Annotated in this window: 12 protein-coding genes and 1 tRNA gene; 10 read left to right on the forward strand and 3 right to left on the reverse strand. The window is 70.1% G+C overall.

Annotated elements, in window-relative coordinates; all coding sequences use genetic code 11:
- Positions 1 to 155: 155 nt before the first annotated feature.
- From ABZX96_RS29140 to ABZX96_RS29170, 7 genes are all read left to right on the forward strand, one after another.
- Positions 156 to 2,465 (forward strand): FdhF/YdeP family oxidoreductase, encoded by a 2,310-nt coding sequence (locus tag ABZX96_RS29140; protein WP_355550132.1) that lies wholly within the window; start codon positions 156 to 158, stop codon positions 2,463 to 2,465.
- A 319-nt stretch (positions 2,466 to 2,784) separates the two neighbouring features.
- The gene (locus ABZX96_RS29145; protein WP_355550134.1) at positions 2,785 to 3,258 is read left to right on the forward strand and encodes a hotdog fold thioesterase; all 474 of its coding nucleotides are present in this window, start codon (positions 2,785 to 2,787) and stop codon (positions 3,256 to 3,258) included.
- 584 nt (positions 3,259 to 3,842) lie between these two features.
- The gene (locus ABZX96_RS29150; protein ID WP_355550154.1) at positions 3,843 to 5,075 is read left to right on the forward strand and encodes a branched-chain amino acid ABC transporter substrate-binding protein; all 1,233 of its coding nucleotides are present in this window, start codon (positions 3,843 to 3,845) and stop codon (positions 5,073 to 5,075) included.
- 133 nt (positions 5,076 to 5,208) lie between these two features.
- Positions 5,209 to 6,138, forward strand: coding sequence for a branched-chain amino acid ABC transporter permease (locus ABZX96_RS29155; RefSeq protein WP_355550136.1), 930 nt, complete (start codon positions 5,209 to 5,211; stop codon positions 6,136 to 6,138).
- A gap of 5 nt (positions 6,139 to 6,143) precedes the next feature.
- Positions 6,144 to 7,940, forward strand: coding sequence for a branched-chain amino acid ABC transporter permease (locus tag ABZX96_RS29160; protein ID WP_355550155.1), 1,797 nt, complete (start codon positions 6,144 to 6,146; stop codon positions 7,938 to 7,940).
- Positions 7,941 to 7,947: 7 nt separating this feature from the next.
- Entirely contained in the window at positions 7,948 to 8,964 is a 1,017-nt protein-coding gene (locus ABZX96_RS29165; RefSeq protein ID WP_355550138.1) for an ABC transporter ATP-binding protein, read from the forward strand.
- Entirely contained in the window at positions 8,961 to 9,677 is a 717-nt protein-coding gene (locus tag ABZX96_RS29170) for an ABC transporter ATP-binding protein (RefSeq protein WP_355550140.1), read from the forward strand. The genes ABZX96_RS29165 and ABZX96_RS29170 overlap by 4 nt, the downstream gene beginning before the upstream one ends.
- Positions 9,678 to 10,028: 351 nt before the next feature.
- Here the strand turns inward: ABZX96_RS29170 and ABZX96_RS29175 are convergent, their stop codons facing one another.
- Positions 10,029 to 10,700 carry a response regulator gene (locus tag ABZX96_RS29175; protein ID WP_355550142.1) on the reverse strand — a complete coding sequence of 224 codons (672 nt, stop codon included), beginning with the start codon at positions 10,698 to 10,700 and terminating at the stop codon, positions 10,029 to 10,031.
- 95 nt (positions 10,701 to 10,795) lie between these two features.
- Here ABZX96_RS29175 and ABZX96_RS29180 point away from each other — a divergent pair.
- Both ABZX96_RS29180 and ABZX96_RS29185 read left to right on the forward strand, forming a co-directional pair.
- A tRNA-Leu gene (locus ABZX96_RS29180) sits at positions 10,796 to 10,870 on the forward strand.
- Positions 10,871 to 10,980: 110 nt separating this feature from the next.
- Positions 10,981 to 11,754 (forward strand): helix-turn-helix domain-containing protein, encoded by a 774-nt coding sequence (locus ABZX96_RS29185; RefSeq protein ID WP_355550144.1) that lies wholly within the window; start codon positions 10,981 to 10,983, stop codon positions 11,752 to 11,754.
- 69 nt (positions 11,755 to 11,823) lie between these two features.
- Here ABZX96_RS29185 and pyk read toward each other — a convergent pair whose 3' ends face one another.
- Positions 11,824 to 13,263, reverse strand: a complete 1,440-nt coding sequence (gene pyk, locus ABZX96_RS29190) for a pyruvate kinase (protein ID WP_355550146.1) — start codon at positions 13,261 to 13,263, stop codon at positions 11,824 to 11,826.
- 147 nt (positions 13,264 to 13,410) lie between these two features.
- Positions 13,411 to 14,133: an SIMPL domain-containing protein gene (locus tag ABZX96_RS29195; RefSeq protein WP_355550148.1), complete on the reverse strand. Its 723-nt coding sequence runs from the start codon at positions 14,131 to 14,133 to the stop codon at positions 13,411 to 13,413.
- Between the two features lie 293 nt (positions 14,134 to 14,426).
- Between ABZX96_RS29195 and ABZX96_RS29200 the strand changes: the two genes are divergently transcribed.
- Complete coding sequence (locus tag ABZX96_RS29200; protein ID WP_355550150.1) at positions 14,427 to 16,238, forward strand: 5'-nucleotidase C-terminal domain-containing protein; 1,812 nt, start codon at positions 14,427 to 14,429, stop codon at positions 16,236 to 16,238.
- Positions 16,239 to 16,381 lie beyond the last annotated feature (143 nt).

Genomic DNA, 16,381 nt, shown 5'->3' on the forward strand with positions numbered 1-16,381 from the left:
CAGGCCCTCCTCCGGCGAGCGCCCCTCCCGCCCCTGACCCCGCCCCCGTCCGCCGTGACAGGATGCGAACGCGTGCGCCGTCGCCGTACGCACCCACAACGACCCGCCGCCCACCGGCGGGATCGGCACCACTCACGGCACACAGGGAGAGCGCCATGGCAGCCAAGCCGCCCGCCTCGGACCCCATCCAGGACGCCCCGGAGACCGGCGGCCCCGAGCACTCCGCCGTGGGGCTGCCCGCCATCACGAACGCGCTGAAGATCTCGCGGCAGCAGATGGGCGTCCGCCGGACCGCCCTGACCCTGCTGCGGGTGAACCAGAAGGACGGGTTCGACTGCCCCGGCTGCGCCTGGCCCGAGGGTGACAAGCGGCACACCGCCGAGTTCTGCGAGAACGGCGCGAAGGCGGTGGCCGAGGAGGCCACCCTGCGCCGGGTCACCGAGGCGTTCTTCGCCGAGCACCCCGTATCCTCCCTGGCGCGGTGCAGCGGCTACTGGCTCGGCCAGCAGGGCCGCCTGACCCGGCCCATGTACCTGGCCGAGGGCGCCGACCACTACGTGCCCGTCTCCTGGGACCGCGCGTTCGACATCGTCGCCGAGGAACTGGCCGCGCTGGACTCCCCCGACGAGGCGGTCTTCTACACCTCCGGCCGGACCAGCAACGAGGCCGCGTTCCTCTACCAGCTCTTCGCCCGCGAGTTCGGCACGAACAACCTGCCCGACTGCTCCAACATGTGCCACGAGTCCTCGGGGTCCGCGCTCACCGAGACCATCGGCGTGGGCAAGGGCAGCGTCCTGCTGGAGGACCTCTACAAGGCCGACCTGATCATCGTCGCCGGGCAGAACCCCGGCACCAACCACCCCCGGATGCTGACCGCCCTGGAGAAGGCCAAGGCCGGCGGCGCGAAGATCATCTCGATCAACCCGCTGCCCGAGGCGGGCCTGGAGCGCTTCAAGAACCCGCAGACCCCGCGCGGCCTCGTGGGCGGCGGCACCGCCCTGACCGACCTGTTCCTCCAGGTGCGCATCGGCGGCGACCAGGCCCTCTTCCGGGCGCTGAACCGGCTGGTCCTGGACACCGACGGCGCGCTGGACGAGGCGTTCATCCGGGAGCACACGCACGGCTTCGAGGAGTTCGCCGCCGCCGTACGGGGCGAGGGTCCGCAGGACGCGCACTGGGACGAGACGCTGCGCGCCACCGGCCTGACGCGCGCCGAGATCGAACGCGCCCTGAGGATGGTGCTGGACTCCAAGCGCACCATCGTGTGCTGGGCGATGGGCCTGACCCAGCACAAGCACTCCGTGCCCACCATCAAGGAGGTCGTCAACTTCCTCCTGCTGCGCGGCAACATCGGCCGCCCGGGGGCCGGCGTGTGCCCCGTACGCGGCCACAGCAACGTGCAAGGCGACCGCACCATGGGCATCTTCGAGCGGCCCGCCCCCGCGTTCCTGGACGCGCTGGAGAAGGAGTTCGGCTTCGCGCCGCCGCGCGCCCACGGGTACGACGTGGTGCGCGCCATCAGGGCGCTGCGCGACGGACAGGCCAAGGTCTTCTTCGCCATGGGCGGCAACTTCGTGGCCGCCACCCCCGACACCGACGTCACCGAGGCCGCGATCCGCCGCGCCCGGCTGACCGTGCACGTCTCCACCAAACTGAACCGCTCGCACGTCGTCACCGGGGCCCGCGCGCTGATCCTGCCCACCCTCGGGCGCACCGAGCGCGACATACAGGCGGGCGGCGAGCAGTTCGTCACCGTCGAGGACTCCATGGGCATGGTGCACGCCTCGCGCGGGCGGCTGGCGCCCGCGAGCCCGCAACTGCTGTCCGAGCCGGCCATCGTCGCCCGCCTCGCGCGCCGCGTGCTGGGGCCGGACAGCGCCACGCCCTGGGAGGAGTTCGCCGGGGACTACGCGAGGATCCGGGACCGCATCGCCCGCGTCATCCCGGGGTTCGAGGACTTCAACGCCAAGGTCGCCCGGCCCGGCGGGTTCGCGCTGCCGCACGCGCCGCGCGACGACCGCCGCTTCCCCACCGCCACGGGGAAGGCCAATTTCACCGCCGCCCCCGTGGAGTACCCCGAGGTGCCCGAAGGGCGGCTGCTCCTCCAGACGCTGCGCTCGCACGACCAGTACAACACCACGATCTACGGCCTGGACGACCGCTACCGGGGCATCAAGAACGGCCGCCGGGTGGTGCTCGTCCACCCCGAGGACGCGCGGGCCCTGGGGCTGCCGGACGGCGCGTACGCCGACCTGATCAGCGAGTGGAAGGACGGCAGCGAGCGCCGCGCGCCCGGTTTCCGCGTCGTGCACTACCCGACGGCGCGCGGCTGCGCGGCGGCGTACTACCCCGAGACCAACGTCCTGGTCCCGCTCGACCACACCGCCGACACCAGCAACACCCCCGCCTCCAAGTCGCTGGTGATCCGCCTGGAGCGGACGCCGGAGCCGGGGCTGCGCTCCTGAGGCGCCCATAGGGCCGAGCCGTACGGGCAGACCCGTCCGCCCCTCGGCCCGGGGAACCGGACGAGCCCGACGAGCCCGACGAGCCCGACGAGTTCAAGGAACCCGACGAGCCCGGGGAATACCACCCCCGGGCCGAGCGCTTGCTCAGGCGCTTGATAAAAACCAGTGACCAGGCAAGAACATGCACAGCCCTGACAAGACCGATCAGGTCTTCGTCAGGTACGCGCACTCGACAGGCGGGTGCGTCCCTCGACCGCCCGGCCGGGCCGACCTCCGGACCGGGGCGGCGGCCAAGGCGAGTCGAACGGAGCGGCAGGGCATGGGCGAGCAGAAGGCGACCGAGTTCCCCCAGGAGATCGTCGACCAGTGGGCCGGGCTCGGCCTGGACCTCCCCTCGCTGTTCTCGGCGGGCCACCTCGGCGCGCGGATGAGCGTGCACGTCGTTACGGCCTCCCCCGAGCGGGTCGTGGGCACCATGCCCGTCGAGGGCAACACCCAGCCGTACGGGCTCCTGCACGGCGGAGCCTCGGCGGTGCTGGCCGAGACGCTCGGCTCGGTCGGCTCCATGCTGCACGGCGGCCCCACCAAGATCGCGGTGGGCGTGGACCTCAACTGCACCCACCACCGGGGCGTCCGCTCCGGGCTGGTCACCGGCGTCGCCACGCCGGTGCACCGCGGCCGGTCCTCGGCCACGTACGAGATCGTCATCACGGACGAGGACGACCGCCGGGTCTGCAGCGCCCGCCTGACCTGCGCGCTGCGCGAGGTGGACGCCTCCGCCTACCGCGCCTGAACCGGCGGCGGCGCCCCCGCCCGTACCGGCCCGGAAAGACCGCCGCCCCTCACACCCGGCCCCGCCGCCCCTCCTCTGGGCAGCGGGGCCGTTCGCGTTCCGCCGCCACCCGCGCGCCCCCGTGCACCGGCGCCCGGCGCGTCACGCCCGCGCGCTCTCGTCCCCCAGCGCCTCTTCCCGCCTCCCGAGCCCGTTTTCGTAACACTCCGTGACTCTCCCGAGTTGCGGAACGCTCGCCTCACCCCCATCCCCGCACCCCGCGGCCATCCTGTCCGCCATGCGGACACAAAACCGACTCACGTTTCCACATTCCTTACCGGAAGTGCGAGTTCACGCTCCGCTCCGCCGGCGACCGACCGGTAAGGAGCATGGCACGGGGACGCTCGTCAACGGTCATAACAAGAGCGTCACATCCTCTTCAGCGCCTCTGCCACGTTGCAGCTCACCGCTCTAGAGTCACCGCCAGTCACCGCGCCGCCGGGCGGCCCGTCGACACGGTCCCCGGACCACGTACGGCCCGGAGCGCGAAGAGGTCACGCGCGACGACCGCGCCAAGGAAAGGACTGATCGTGCATCACCGTTCCTTGTTCCTCCTCACCACAGCGGTCACCGCCGGCGCTCTCACGCTCTCCGCCTGCGGCTCCCGCGACGACGACAAGAACGGCGGCGGAGGCGGCAAGACGACCGTCGTCATCGGACTGGACGCCCCGATAACCGGCGACTTGTCCGCGCTGGGCCTGGGCATACGCAACTCGGCCCAACTCGCCGTCAACAACGCCAACAAGGCCAACGAGGTCAGCGGCATCACCTTCAAGCTCGAACCGCTGGACGACAAGGCGCAGCCCAACGTGGGCCAGCAGAACGCCACCAAACTCGCCGGCGACAAGGACGTGGTGGGCATCGTCGGCCCCCTGAACTCCAGCGTCGCCCAGTCGATGCAGCAGGTCGCCCAGCAGAACGGCGTCACCCTGATCTCCCCGGCGAACACCACGCCCGACCTCACCCAGGGCAAGGACTGGAAGCAGGACAAGCGGACCCGCCAGTTCTCCACCTACTTCCGCACCGCCACCACCGACGAGGTGCAGGGCGCGTTCGACGGGCAGTTCGCCTGGGAGAAGGGCAAGTTCAAGACCGTCTACGTCATCGACGACCAGAAGACCTACGGCGCCGGGCTGGCCGCGTCCTTCCGCACCCAGTTCACCAAGCTCGGCGGCAAGGTCGTCGGGACCGAGCACGTCAACCCCGAGGACCGGGACTTCAAGGCCATCGTCTCCAAGGTCCGCGCCGCCGGCCCCGACCTGGTCTTCTACGGCGGCGAGTACCCTGCCTCCGGGCCGCTGAGCCAGCAGCTCAAGGACGGCGGCGTCACCGTGCCCCTCATGGGCGGCGACGGCATGTACAGCGCCGACTACATCACGCTCAACAAGAAGGCCCAGGGCGACTACGCCTCCTCCGTGGGCAAGCCCGTCGAGGCGCTGCCCTCCGCGAAGAAGTTCATCGAGGACTACAAGGCGGCCGGGTTCAAGGACCGCTACGAGGCCTACGGCGGCTCCACCTACGACGCCACCTGGTCCGTCATCCAGGCCGTCAAGAAGGTCGTCTCCGACAACAACGGCAAGGTCCCCGACGACATGCGCAAGAAGGTCGTCGACGCCATGAACCAGGTCTCCTTCGACGGCGTCACCGGCCACGTCTCCTTCGACAAGTACGGCGACACCACCAACACCATGATCACCGCGTACCAGGTGGACCAGGGCAAGTGGGTCGCCCGGTTCAGCGCGGAATTCAAGAAGTTCGACAAGGCAGGCCGGAGCTGACACCGGCGGCACCCCACCGATCACTGCCCCCGGGCCGCGACCGGACGCCACAAGCGCCCCCGGAGCGGCCCGCGGCGGCACGCGGGCTGCCCGCGGCGCCCGTACCGTCTTCCCACCCCACGGAGGCCCCGCGGTGAACGAGCTGCCGCAACAGCTGGCCAACGGACTCATCCTCGGCGCGATGTACGGGCTCATCGCGATCGGCTACACGATGGTCTACGGCATCGTCCAGCTCATCAACTTCGCCCACGGCGAGATCTTCATGGTCGGCGGCTTCGGCGCGCTCACCGTCTACCTCGCCTTCCCCTCGGACGTCTCGCTCGCGGCGGCGCTCCCGCTGATGCTGGTCGGCGGCATCGTCGTCGCCGTCCTCGTCGGCGTCGCGGCGGAACGCTTCGCCTACCGGCCGCTGCGCAACGCGCCCCGCCTCGCCCCGCTCATCACCGCCATCGGCCTGTCCATCGCCCTCCAGCAGGCGATCTGGAAGTGGTACCCCGGAGGCAACAAGGCCCGCGTCTTCCCCCAGTTCAAGGGCGACGCCTTCCACATCCTGGGCGCCACCGTGCAGCGCGGCGACATCTTCGTCCTGGTCGCCGCCCCGGTCTGCATGATCGCCCTGGGGGTCTTCGTCTCCAAGACCCGCAACGGCCGCGCCATGCAGGCCACCGCCCAGGACCCGGACACCGCCAAGCTCATGGGCGTCAACACCGACCGGGTCATCGTGCTCGCCTTCGCCATCGGCGCGGCCTTCGCCGGCGTCGCGGCCGTCGCGTACGGCCTGCGGACCGGCGAAGTGCAGTTCCGCATGGGTTTCATCATGGGCCTCAAAGCCTTCACCGCCGCCGTGCTCGGCGGCATCGGCAACATCTACGGCGCCATGCTCGGCGGCGTGGTCCTCGGCGTCGCCGAAGCCCTCGCCACCGGATACATCGAGGAGATACCCGGGATGCAGCAGTTCGGCGGCGGCGCCTGGAAGGACGTGTGGGCCTTCGTCCTCCTCATCCTCGTCCTGCTGCTGCGGCCCCAGGGCCTCCTGGGCGAACGCGTCGCGGATCGGGCGTGATCACGATGACGACCACGGCCCCGAACCCGGCGCGCCACCCCGGCACCCTCCCGCTCCCCGAGAACGGCGCCCGCGTCACCACCGCCGTCGCGGCGCTCGCCACCGCCGCCTCCACCGCCCTCCCCTGGACGTGGAGCAGCGACTTCCCCGGCGACCTGACCTATTACGGGTCCCCCGCCGGGCTCCAGCTCATCACCCTCGCCGGCGGCGTCCTCACCCTCCTGTTCGCCCTCGCGAGCCTGGGGGTGCGCGGCTTCGCGGTGCTGACCCCGGCCGGCCGCAACGCGCCCGTGGTGCTGGCCGCGCTGGCGACCCTGGCCGCCACCTGGTTCACCCTCGGCGCCATCGCCGTGGACCTCGGCGGCCTGGTCAACCTCGAACCCGGCGGCTACATCGCCGGGGTGACCGCGCTCGCCGCGTTCCTGGCCGCCCTCGGCCTGCCCGCCGACCGCACCGGCGGCGACCCGCCCGCCGGGCCCTGGCAGCGGTTCACCCGCACCCTCGCGCCCGTCCCCGTCCGCCGCCCGGCCGCTCCCCTGCCCGCCTGGGCGGAGATCGTGCTGATCGCCGCCGCCTTCGGAGCCGGACTGTACGTCTTCGTCTTCGGCGTCGACGCCGAGGACGGGCCGCCCTTCCTCGGCTACCTGATCTTCCTGGCCCTGGCCGTCCCCGCGCTCCAGCGCTCCGGACTGACCACCCGGCTCACCGCCCTCACCGCCCGGCACCGGGGCGTCTCCCTGCTGCTGGCGTTCCTCGTCGCCGCCTGCTTCCCCTTCACCCAGGACACCGACCAGTACACGCTGATCGGCGCGAACATCCTGGTCTTCGCGACCGTCGCGCTCGGCCTCAACGTCGTCGTCGGCCTGGCCGGCCTCCTCGACCTCGGATACGTCGCCTTCCTCGGCGTCGGCGCCTACGCCGCCGCCCTGGTCTCCGGCTCCCCCGAATCCGCCCTCGACGTCCAATTCCCCTTCTGGGCCGCACTGCTGACCGGCGCCGCCGCCTCGCTCGTCTTCGGCGTCCTCATCGGCGCGCCGACGCTGCGCCTGAGGGGCGACTACCTCGCCATCGTCACCCTCGGATTCGGCGAGATCTTCCGCATCGTCATGCTGAACCTCAATGGCACCACGGGACCCGACGTCACCAACGGTTCCATGGGCATCCCCAACATCCCCAACCTGGAGATCTTCGGGTTCAACTTCGGCGAGTCCCACGTCATCCTCGGCTTCACCATCGCCCCCTACGGCAACTACTACCTCCTGATGATCCTGGTCACCGCGCTGGTCGTGCTGGTCTTCCGGCGCGCCTCCCGCTCCCGCATCGGGCGCGCCTGGATCGCCATCCGCGAGGACGAGACCGCCGCCGTCGCCATGGGCGTCAACAGCTTCCGGCTGCGGCTGCTGGCCTTCGCCCTCGGCGCCACGCTCGCCGGGCTGGCCGGCACCGTCCACGTCCACATCGTCACCACCGCCACCCCCGAACAGTTCCAGTTCGCCGGGCCCACCCCGCCCAACTCCGCCTTCCTCCTGGCCGCCGTCATCCTGGGCGGCATGGGCACCCTCAGCGGACCGCTGGTCGGCGCGGCGCTGCTCTTCCTCATCCCGGCCAAGCTGGACTTCCTGGAGGACTACCAGTTGCTCCTCTTCGGCCTCGCGCTCGTCCTGCTCATGCGCTTCCGGCCCGAGGGCCTGATCCCCGACCGCAGGAAGCAGCTCGAATTCCACGAGACCGGCCAGCTCGACGTGCCGGAACAACGCCTCCCCAACGGAGGCACGGCACTGGGCACGACCAAGGCGACGTGAGGAGACCATGACCACACCCACCGCCAACGGCACCCGCACGGTCCTGGAAGCCTCCGGCGTCACCATGCGGTTCGGCGGCCTCACCGCCGTGCGCGGCGTCGACCTCACCGTCGACGCCGGCGAGATCGTCGGCCTCATCGGCCCCAACGGTGCCGGCAAGACCACGTTCTTCAACTGCCTCACCGGCCTCTACGTCCCCACCGAAGGCACCGTCCGCTACAAAGGCGCCCGGCTCTCCCGCAAACCCCACCTGGTCACCCAGGCCGGCATCGCCCGCACCTTCCAGAACATCCGCCTCTTCGCCAACATGACCGTCCTGGAGAACACCCTCGTCGGCCGGCACACCCGCACCAAAGAGGGCCTGTGGTCCGCCCTCCTCCGCGGCCCCGGCTTCCGCAAGGCCGAACGCACCTCCGAAGAACGCGCCATGGACCTCCTCGCCTTCACCGGCCTCGCCGCCAAACGCGACCACCTCGCCCGCAACCTCCCCTACGGCGAACAGCGCAAGCTCGAAATCGCCCGCGCCCTGGCCAGCGAACCCGGCCTGCTCCTCCTCGACGAACCCACCGCCGGCATGAACGCCCAGGAAACCCGCGCCACCCGCGAACTCGTCCTGGCCATCCGCGACCAGGGCACCGCCATCCTCGTCATCGAGCACGACATGCGCTTCATCTTCAGCCTCTGCGACCGGGTCGCGGTCCTCGTCCAGGGCGAGAAGCTGGTCGAAGGCACCTCCGAGACCGTCCAGGCCGACGAACGGGTCGTCGCCGCCTACCTCGGCACACCCTTCGAGGACGCCCCCGGCGCGGAAGAGGCCGCCGAGGTCCGCGCCGCCGAGGAACAGGCCCGCGCGGGCGCGCCGGGGGACAGGGGGGGCGGGGGCCCGGCGGGCGGACCGGGCCGGGGTGCCGGCGGGCCGGGGGACGGGGCGCGCGGGGGTGCCGGTGGCTCCGGCTCCGGTTCCGGTTCCGGCCCTGGTTCCGGTTCCGGTTCCGGTTCCGGCTTCGAAGGGGGGCCGCGATGAGCGCCCTGCTGGAGGTCGAGGAGCTGCGCGTGGCCTACGGAAAGATCGAAGCCGTCAAAGGCATCTCGTTCTCCGTCGAGACCGGCCAGGTCGTCACCCTCATCGGAACCAACGGCGCGGGCAAGACCACCACCCTGCGCACCCTCTCCGGCCTGCTCAAACCCGTCGCCGGAAAGATCACCTTCGACGGTGCCCCGCTCGTCGGCACCCCTGCCCACAAGATCGTCGAGCGCGGCCTGGCCCACTCCCCCGAAGGCCGCCGCCTCTTCCCCCGCCTCACCATCGTCGAGAACCTCAAGCTCGGCGCGTTCCTCCGCAAGGACACCGCCGGCATCGACAAGGACATCCAGCGCGTCTACGAGCTCTTCCCCATCCTCGGCGAACGCAGCAAACAGCCCTCCGGCACCCTCTCCGGCGGCGAACAGCAGATGCTCGCCATGGGCAGGGCCCTGATGTCCCGCCCCAAACTCCTCATGCTGGACGAGCCCTCCATGGGCCTGTCGCCGATCATGATGCAGCGCATCATGGAGACCATCCGCGAACTCCGCTCCCAAGGCACCACCATCCTCCTCGTCGAACAGAACGCCCAGGCCGCCCTCTCCCTCGCCGACCACGGCTACGTGATGGAGGTGGGCACGATCTCCCTGTCCGGCACCGGCGAACAGCTCCTGCACGACGAGTCGGTGCGGAAGGCGTATCTGGGGGAGGACTGAGGGACGGCGGTTCCGGGAGAGGACTGGGGGTGGTTCCGGGAGAGGGCCGAAGTCCGGTTCCGGGGAAGGACTGGGGATGGTGCCGGGAGAGGGCCGAGATCCGGTTCCAGGGAAGGGCCGAGGAACGGTTCCGGGTGAAGGCTGCGGGACGGTTCCGGGAGAGGCGCGAGGGGCGGGGATCGCCGCTGCTCGGGGCGGGTGCGCGGCCCGCCGGGGCGGACCGGGCGTACCGGCTCGCCGGGCCGGTCGGCGGGCGCCCGTCGGCCGGCGGCGCGCACCAGAAGGCGAGCGGCCGGAGACCGACCGCCCGCCAGGGCTGGACGCACGAACGTAGGGGAAGGCGAGCGCGGCCTACTTCTCCCGCTGCTCCTTTTCCCGCTCCTTCTGCTCCTTCTTCTCCTCCGCGTCCTCGATGACCGCCTGGGCGACCTGCTGCATCGACAGCCGGCGGTCCATGGACGTCTTCTGGATCCAGCGGAAGGCCGCGGGCTCCGTCAGCCCGTACTGGGTCTGCAGGATGCTCTTCGCCCGGTCCACGAGCTTGCGGGTCTCCAGCCGCTGGGTGAGGTCGGCGACCTCCTTCTCCAGCGTCTTCAGCTCCGTGAAGCGGCTGACGGCCATCTCGATGGCCGGCACCACGTCGCTCTTGGAGAACGGCTTGACGAGGTACGCCATGGCCCCGGCGTCCCGCGCCCGCTCCACCAGCTCGCGCTGCGAGAAGGCGGTGAGCATCAGCACCGGGGCGATGCTCTCCTCGGCGATCTTCTCGGCGGCCGAGATGCCGTCCAGGATCGGCATCTTCACGTCGAGGATCACCAGGTCCGGCCGGTGCTCCCGGGCCAGCTCCACGGCTTTCTCACCGTCTCCGGCCTCACCGACGACGGTGTAGCCCTCTTCCTCCAGCATCTCTTTGAGGTCGAGGCGGATGAGGGCCTCGTCCTCGGCGATCACCACGCGGGTGGTCTGCGGCGGGACGTGCGACTGCTCGTCGGCGACGGGCTGCTCGGGCTCGGCGGCGCTCACGGGACTCCTCATTACAGGCAGGTGGTGCCCCATGAGCCTACCTAGCTCCTGTAAGGTAGTCCCACAGCAGGTAGGCGTTAGCCTTAGATCTGTTGGCCCCGGTAGCCCAATTGGCAGCAGGCAATGGATTCAAAACCCATACAGTGTCGGTTCGAGTCCGACCCGGGGCACTTTTCCTTCGTTTCCATGGTCACGTAAGAACGCCAAAAGTTCACCCGTTCTGACGCCTTCGACGTTGAACGCGTACACGATGACCCGTCCCCGGCCCATGCTCGTGGCCATGTACGACCAACCGGTACGGCAGCGCGCTCTGACCCTCCTCGCCGAGGGCCGCAGCCTTCGTTCCGTGAGCGACATCACGGGGGTCTCGCGCTCCGCGATCCGCGACTGGCGGCAGCGGATCGACCCGCTGCGGCGCGGGACCGCGTGCCCCCGCTGCGCGGCAGAGCCACGGCTCCCCGACGAGCCGGAGGCGTACGTCTACCTCCTGGGCCTCTACCTCGGGGACGGCTGTCTCAGTGCGCAGTCGGGCCGCGACGTGCACGCGCTGCGGATCGCCTGCGCCGAGGCATGGCCAGGTCTGGTCGAGTCCTGTCGCACGGCGATCACGAAAGTGCGCCCGGCGAACAAGGTCTGCCTGGTCCGGCAGCAGGGCTGCGTCATGGTGACGAGCTACGCCCGTCATTGGCCCTGCTACTTCCCGCAGCACGGTCCCGGAAAGAAGCACGAGCGCCCCATCACGCTCCAGCCGTGGCAGCGGACGCTGGTGGACGCGCACCCCTGGGAGCTGCTCCGCGGTCTCATCCACTCCGACGGCTGCCGGATCACCAACTGGGCGACCCGCACCGTGGGCGGCGAGCGGAAGAGGTACGAGTACCCGCGGTATTTCTTCACCAACGCGTCCGAGGACATCCTGCGGCTCTGCACGGACACCTTCGACCGCGTCGGGGTGGAGTGGAAGCGCAGCCGCCACGGCCGGAAGACGCACAACGTGTCCGTCGCGAGAAGAGCGTCCGTGGCCCTCATGGACCTCCACATAGGCCCGAAGCACTGACGACTCGTCAGCACGCGCCCCCGCACCGATCCGGCCGGACCACCACCCCGCACGCCCGCCGACGCGGACTCACCGCACCGGCGCGTCATCCTCCCCGATCCGGTGCACGCGCACGAGGTTCGTCGAGCCGGCCACGCCCGGCGGGGAGCCGGCGGTGATGATGACCAGGTCGCCCCGCTCGCAGCGGCCGAGGCGCAGGAGCATCTCGTCGACCTGGGCGACCATCTCGTCGGTGGAGTTCACCCTCGGGCCGAGGAAGGTCTCCACGCCCCAGGTCAGGTTGAGCTGGGAGCGGGTGGCCGGTTCGGGGGTGAAGGCGAGGAGGGGGATGGGTGAGCGGTAGCGGGACAGGCGGCGGACGGTGTCGCCGGACTGGGTGAAGGCGACGAGGAACTTGGCGCCGAGGAAGTCGCCCATCTCGGCCGCCGCGCGGGCCACGGCGCCGCCCTGGGTGCGGGGCTTGCTGCGTTCGGCGAGGGGGGAGAGCCCCTTGGCGAGGATGTCCTCCTCGGCGGCCCGCACGATGCGGCTCATCGTGCGCACCGTCTCGGTCGGGTATTTGCCGACGCTGGTCTCGCCGGAGAGCATCACCGCGTCCGTGCCGTCGATGACGGCGTTGGCGACGTCGGATGCCTCGGCGCGGGTGGGGCGGGAGTTGTCGATCATCGAGTCGAGCATCTGCGTGGCGACGATGACCGGTTTGGCGTTGCGCCTGGCGAGCTTGATGGCCCGCTTCTGCACGATCGGGACCGCTTCGAGCGGCATTTCGACGCCCAGGTCGCCGCGCGCGACCATGATGCCGTCGAAGGCGGCGACGATCTCGTCGATGTCGTCGACGGCCTGCGGCTTCTCGATCTTGGCGATGACGGGGAGGACGCGGCCCTCCTCCCGCATGATGCGGTGCACGTCCTCGACGTCCCGGCCGTTGCGTACGAAGGAGAGGGCGATGACGTCGGCGCCGGTGCGCAGCGCCCAGCGCAGGTCGTCCTCGTCCTTCTCCGACAGCGCCGGGACGGAGACCGCCACGCCGGGCAGGTTGAGCCCTTTGTGGTCGGAGACCATGCCGCCCTCGACGACCCGGGTACACACCTTCGGCCCTTGGACGGCGGTGACCTCCAGCGTCACCTTGCCGTCGTCGACGAGGATGAGTTCACCGGGGGTGACGTCCGCCGCGAGCCCTTTGTACGTGGTGCCGCAGAGGTGGCGGTCGCCTTCGACGGCGGGTTCGACGGTGATGGCGAACTCGTCGTCGCGTTCAAGGAGTACAGGCCCTTCACGGAAACGGCCGAGTCGGATCTTCGGACCTTGAAGGTCGGCGAGGATGCCGACGCTGTGGCCGGTCTCCTCGGATGCCTTGCGGACCCGCTCGTACCGCGCCTCGTGGTCGGCGTAGGTGCCGTGGCTGAGGTTGAAGCGGGCCACGTCCATTCCGGCTTCGACGAGCGCCTTGATCTGCTCGTACGAGTCGGTGGCTGGTCCCAGTGTGCAAACGATCTTGGCTCGGCGCATGCCTTCGACCCTATGACCTACCCACTGGTAGAGAACTGTGTGGAAGTGACGGTCCAACAGCCGTCACGTGAAAGCCTCTTGACAAATAATTGAATGCGCACAACGCCGCTCCGATGAGCGGATAACCCCTGTTCCGTCCACTGCCCGTCACAGTGACGGCGGCGTCATCGTGAAGCGCGCGGTGACGCGCGCGGAGACGGTCTGCCGTTCGGGTTCCAGGCTGAGTTCGGGGGCGTCGTCGGCCTTGTCGCCGCCGAACATGGCGCGGGTCTGCACCATCCCGCCGGCGAACGGAACGAACTCGTCCTCGCCATCCGCGTCGGACAGCTCCGCGAGCGCGACCAGCCGCGCGCCGAGCGCGTCGGCGTACTCGCGGGCGCGCTGCACCGCCTCCCGGACCGCCTGCTGCCGGGCCGTGCGGTGGGCGGGCGAGTCGGGGCGCAGCCCCCACCAGGGCCCGTGGACACTGGTGAGCTCATTCTCGGCCAGGCGGGTGGTGAGTTCGCCCAGGACCGCGAAGTCGGCGACCGTCACGTTGATGTTGACGTGCCCGTGGTAGGCGCGGACGCGTTCCCGGCGGCCTCCGGTGGTGAGCTGGGGGGTGACGGTGAAAGCGCCGGTCTCCCGCTTCTCCACCGCCTCGCCGTACGTCGTGATGAGGGCGAGAACCTGGTCGTTGCGGTGCGTGAGGTCCTTCAGCGCGGCCTCCCGGCCGGTGTTGCGGGCCCGCACGGTGATGGAGAGCCGGGCGATCTCCGGTTCGACCTCCAGGCGGGCGGTGCCGCGGACGGTCAGGCGCGGGGTGTCGGGGGTCCCGTAGGGCAGGGCGGTGTGGGGCGGAACAGGAGCGGCGGGGGCGGGATCGGTCATGGGGCGGCTCCCTTGAGTGGTGGGCTGGGCGGGACGCCGTGGCGTACGGGCCTGTGACGTCCCAACCCTGCGAGGCGGCGTGCGGCGTCAGCACACGGCTTTCGGTACGCGGCGGGGCTGACGGGGTGCAGCTTGGCACGCGTTCCCCCGTTTGTCAGGGACCGGTGGTCACCTGATCGCAACCTGTCAGGGGTGTTGCGCGGGAGGCCCCTGCGTCAGAATCTACGCGCGTTGTACGGGACCCCGTTGTCCCGCAGCGCTGATCGACGCAAGGTTTTCAAGGGAGAAACGACATGCCGCTCGACCGCCGGACGTTTTTGGGGAGTTCCATGGCCACGGGAGCCGGGGTCGCGCTCGTCGGTACGGGCGCGGACACCGCCGCGGCGCACGGCGGCGGGCACGGCCGTCACGGTGGTCGCGGAAAGAAGCGGTACGCGTTCACCGTCATGGGCACCACCGACCTGCACGGCAACGTCTTCAACTGGGACTACGCCACCGACGCCGAATTCGACGACAAGAACCACAATGACGTCGGGCTGGCGAAGATATCCTCCTTGGTGAACGACGTCCGGGAGGAAAAAGGGCGGCACAATACGCTGCTGATCGACGCGGGCGACACCATCCAGGGCACGCAACTGGCCTATTACTACGCCAAGGTCGACCCGATCACCGGCGCCCATGGCCCGGTGCACCCCATGGCACAGGCGATGAACGCCATCGGTTACGACGCGGCGGCGCTGGGGAACCACGAATTCAATTACGGCATTCCCGTGCTGCGGAAGTTCGAGGAGCAGTGCCGTTTCCCGCTGCTGGGCGCCAACGCGGTGGACGCCAAGTCGCTGCGCCCGGCCTTTCCCCCGTATGTCGTCAAGCGGATGCGCACACCGCACGGCCGGGATGTGAAGGTGGCGGTGCTGGGACTGACCAATCCCGGTATCGCGATCTGGGACAAGGCCCATGTCCAGGGAAAGCTGGCGTTCCCCGGGCTGGTGGAGCAGGCCGCGAAATGGGTGCCGAAGCTGCGTTCCATGGGCGCGGACGTGGTGCTCGTCTCCGCGCATTCCGGCACGTCGGGCACCTCGTCCTACGGTGACCAGCTGCCGCACGTGGAGAACGCGGCGGTGCTGGTGGCGGAGCAGGTGCCGGGGATCGACGCGATCCTCGTCGGGCACGCGCACGTGGAGATTCCCGAGCGCCGGGTCGTGAACAAGAAGACGGGGAAGGAAGTCGTCCTTTCCGAGCCGCTGAAGTGGGGACAGCGGCTGACCCTCTTCGACATCGAGGTGGTGTGGGAGAAGGGCCGCTGGCAGGTGGAATCGCTGTCCTCGAAGGTGCTCGATTCGCGTACCGTGCCGGAGGACCCCCGGATCACGTCTTTGCTGCGGGACGAGCACCAAAAGGTCGTGGCCTACGTCAATCAGGTCATCGGTCAGTCCAAGGCAGCGATGACGGCGACCGAGGCCCCGTACAAGGACACGCCCATTCTCGATTTCATCGCGTACGTGCAGGCCGAAGTGGTGCGCAAGGCGTTGGCGGGCACCGAGCACGCCGGTCTCCCGGTGCTTTCCCAGGCGTCCTGTTTCTCCCGGACGGCCGAGGTCCCCGCCGGGGACGTGACGATTCGCGCGATGGCGTCGCTGTACCCGTTCGACAACACGCTGGAAGCGCGGCTGCTGACCGGAAAGCAGCTGAAGGAGTACCTGGAGTTCTCGGCCCGCTATTACGCGCGGACCCCCGCCGGCGCTCCGGTCGATCCGGCGAAGCTGACCAACGCGGAGAACACGCCGGACTACAACTACGACGCGGTGAGCGGTGTTTCGTATGACATCGACATCGCGCAGCCGGTGGGCAGCCGCATCGGGAAGCTGAGCTTCCAGGGGAAGCCGATCGCCGACGGTGACCGTTTCGTGCTGGCGGTGAACAACTACCGGGCCGGGGGCGGCGGCAACTTCCCGCACGTGGCGGCGGCCCCGCAGCTGTGGTCGACGTCCGAGGAGATCCGGAACCTCATCATCGGGTGGGTGAAGGAGACCGGCGAGATCGACGGCGCCCGGTTCGCGTCGGTGGACTGGCGGCTGACCCGCGAGGGCGTCCCGGTCTTCTGACGCTCGGGGCCTCGGCCCTGTCCTCTGATCGCTTGAGCGGGGGCGTGTCGAGCGGATCGCGCTGACCGGCAACACGGTCGTGGAGGTGGTGCGCCGCCACCTGCCGGACGCCGGCCGCCGTGCCGCGCTGCTGGACGCGTACG

The sequence above is a fragment of the Streptomyces sp. NPDC003077 genome (genome assembly GCF_040611095.1).
Taxonomy (GTDB): Bacteria; Actinomycetota; Actinomycetes; order Streptomycetales; family Streptomycetaceae; genus Streptomyces.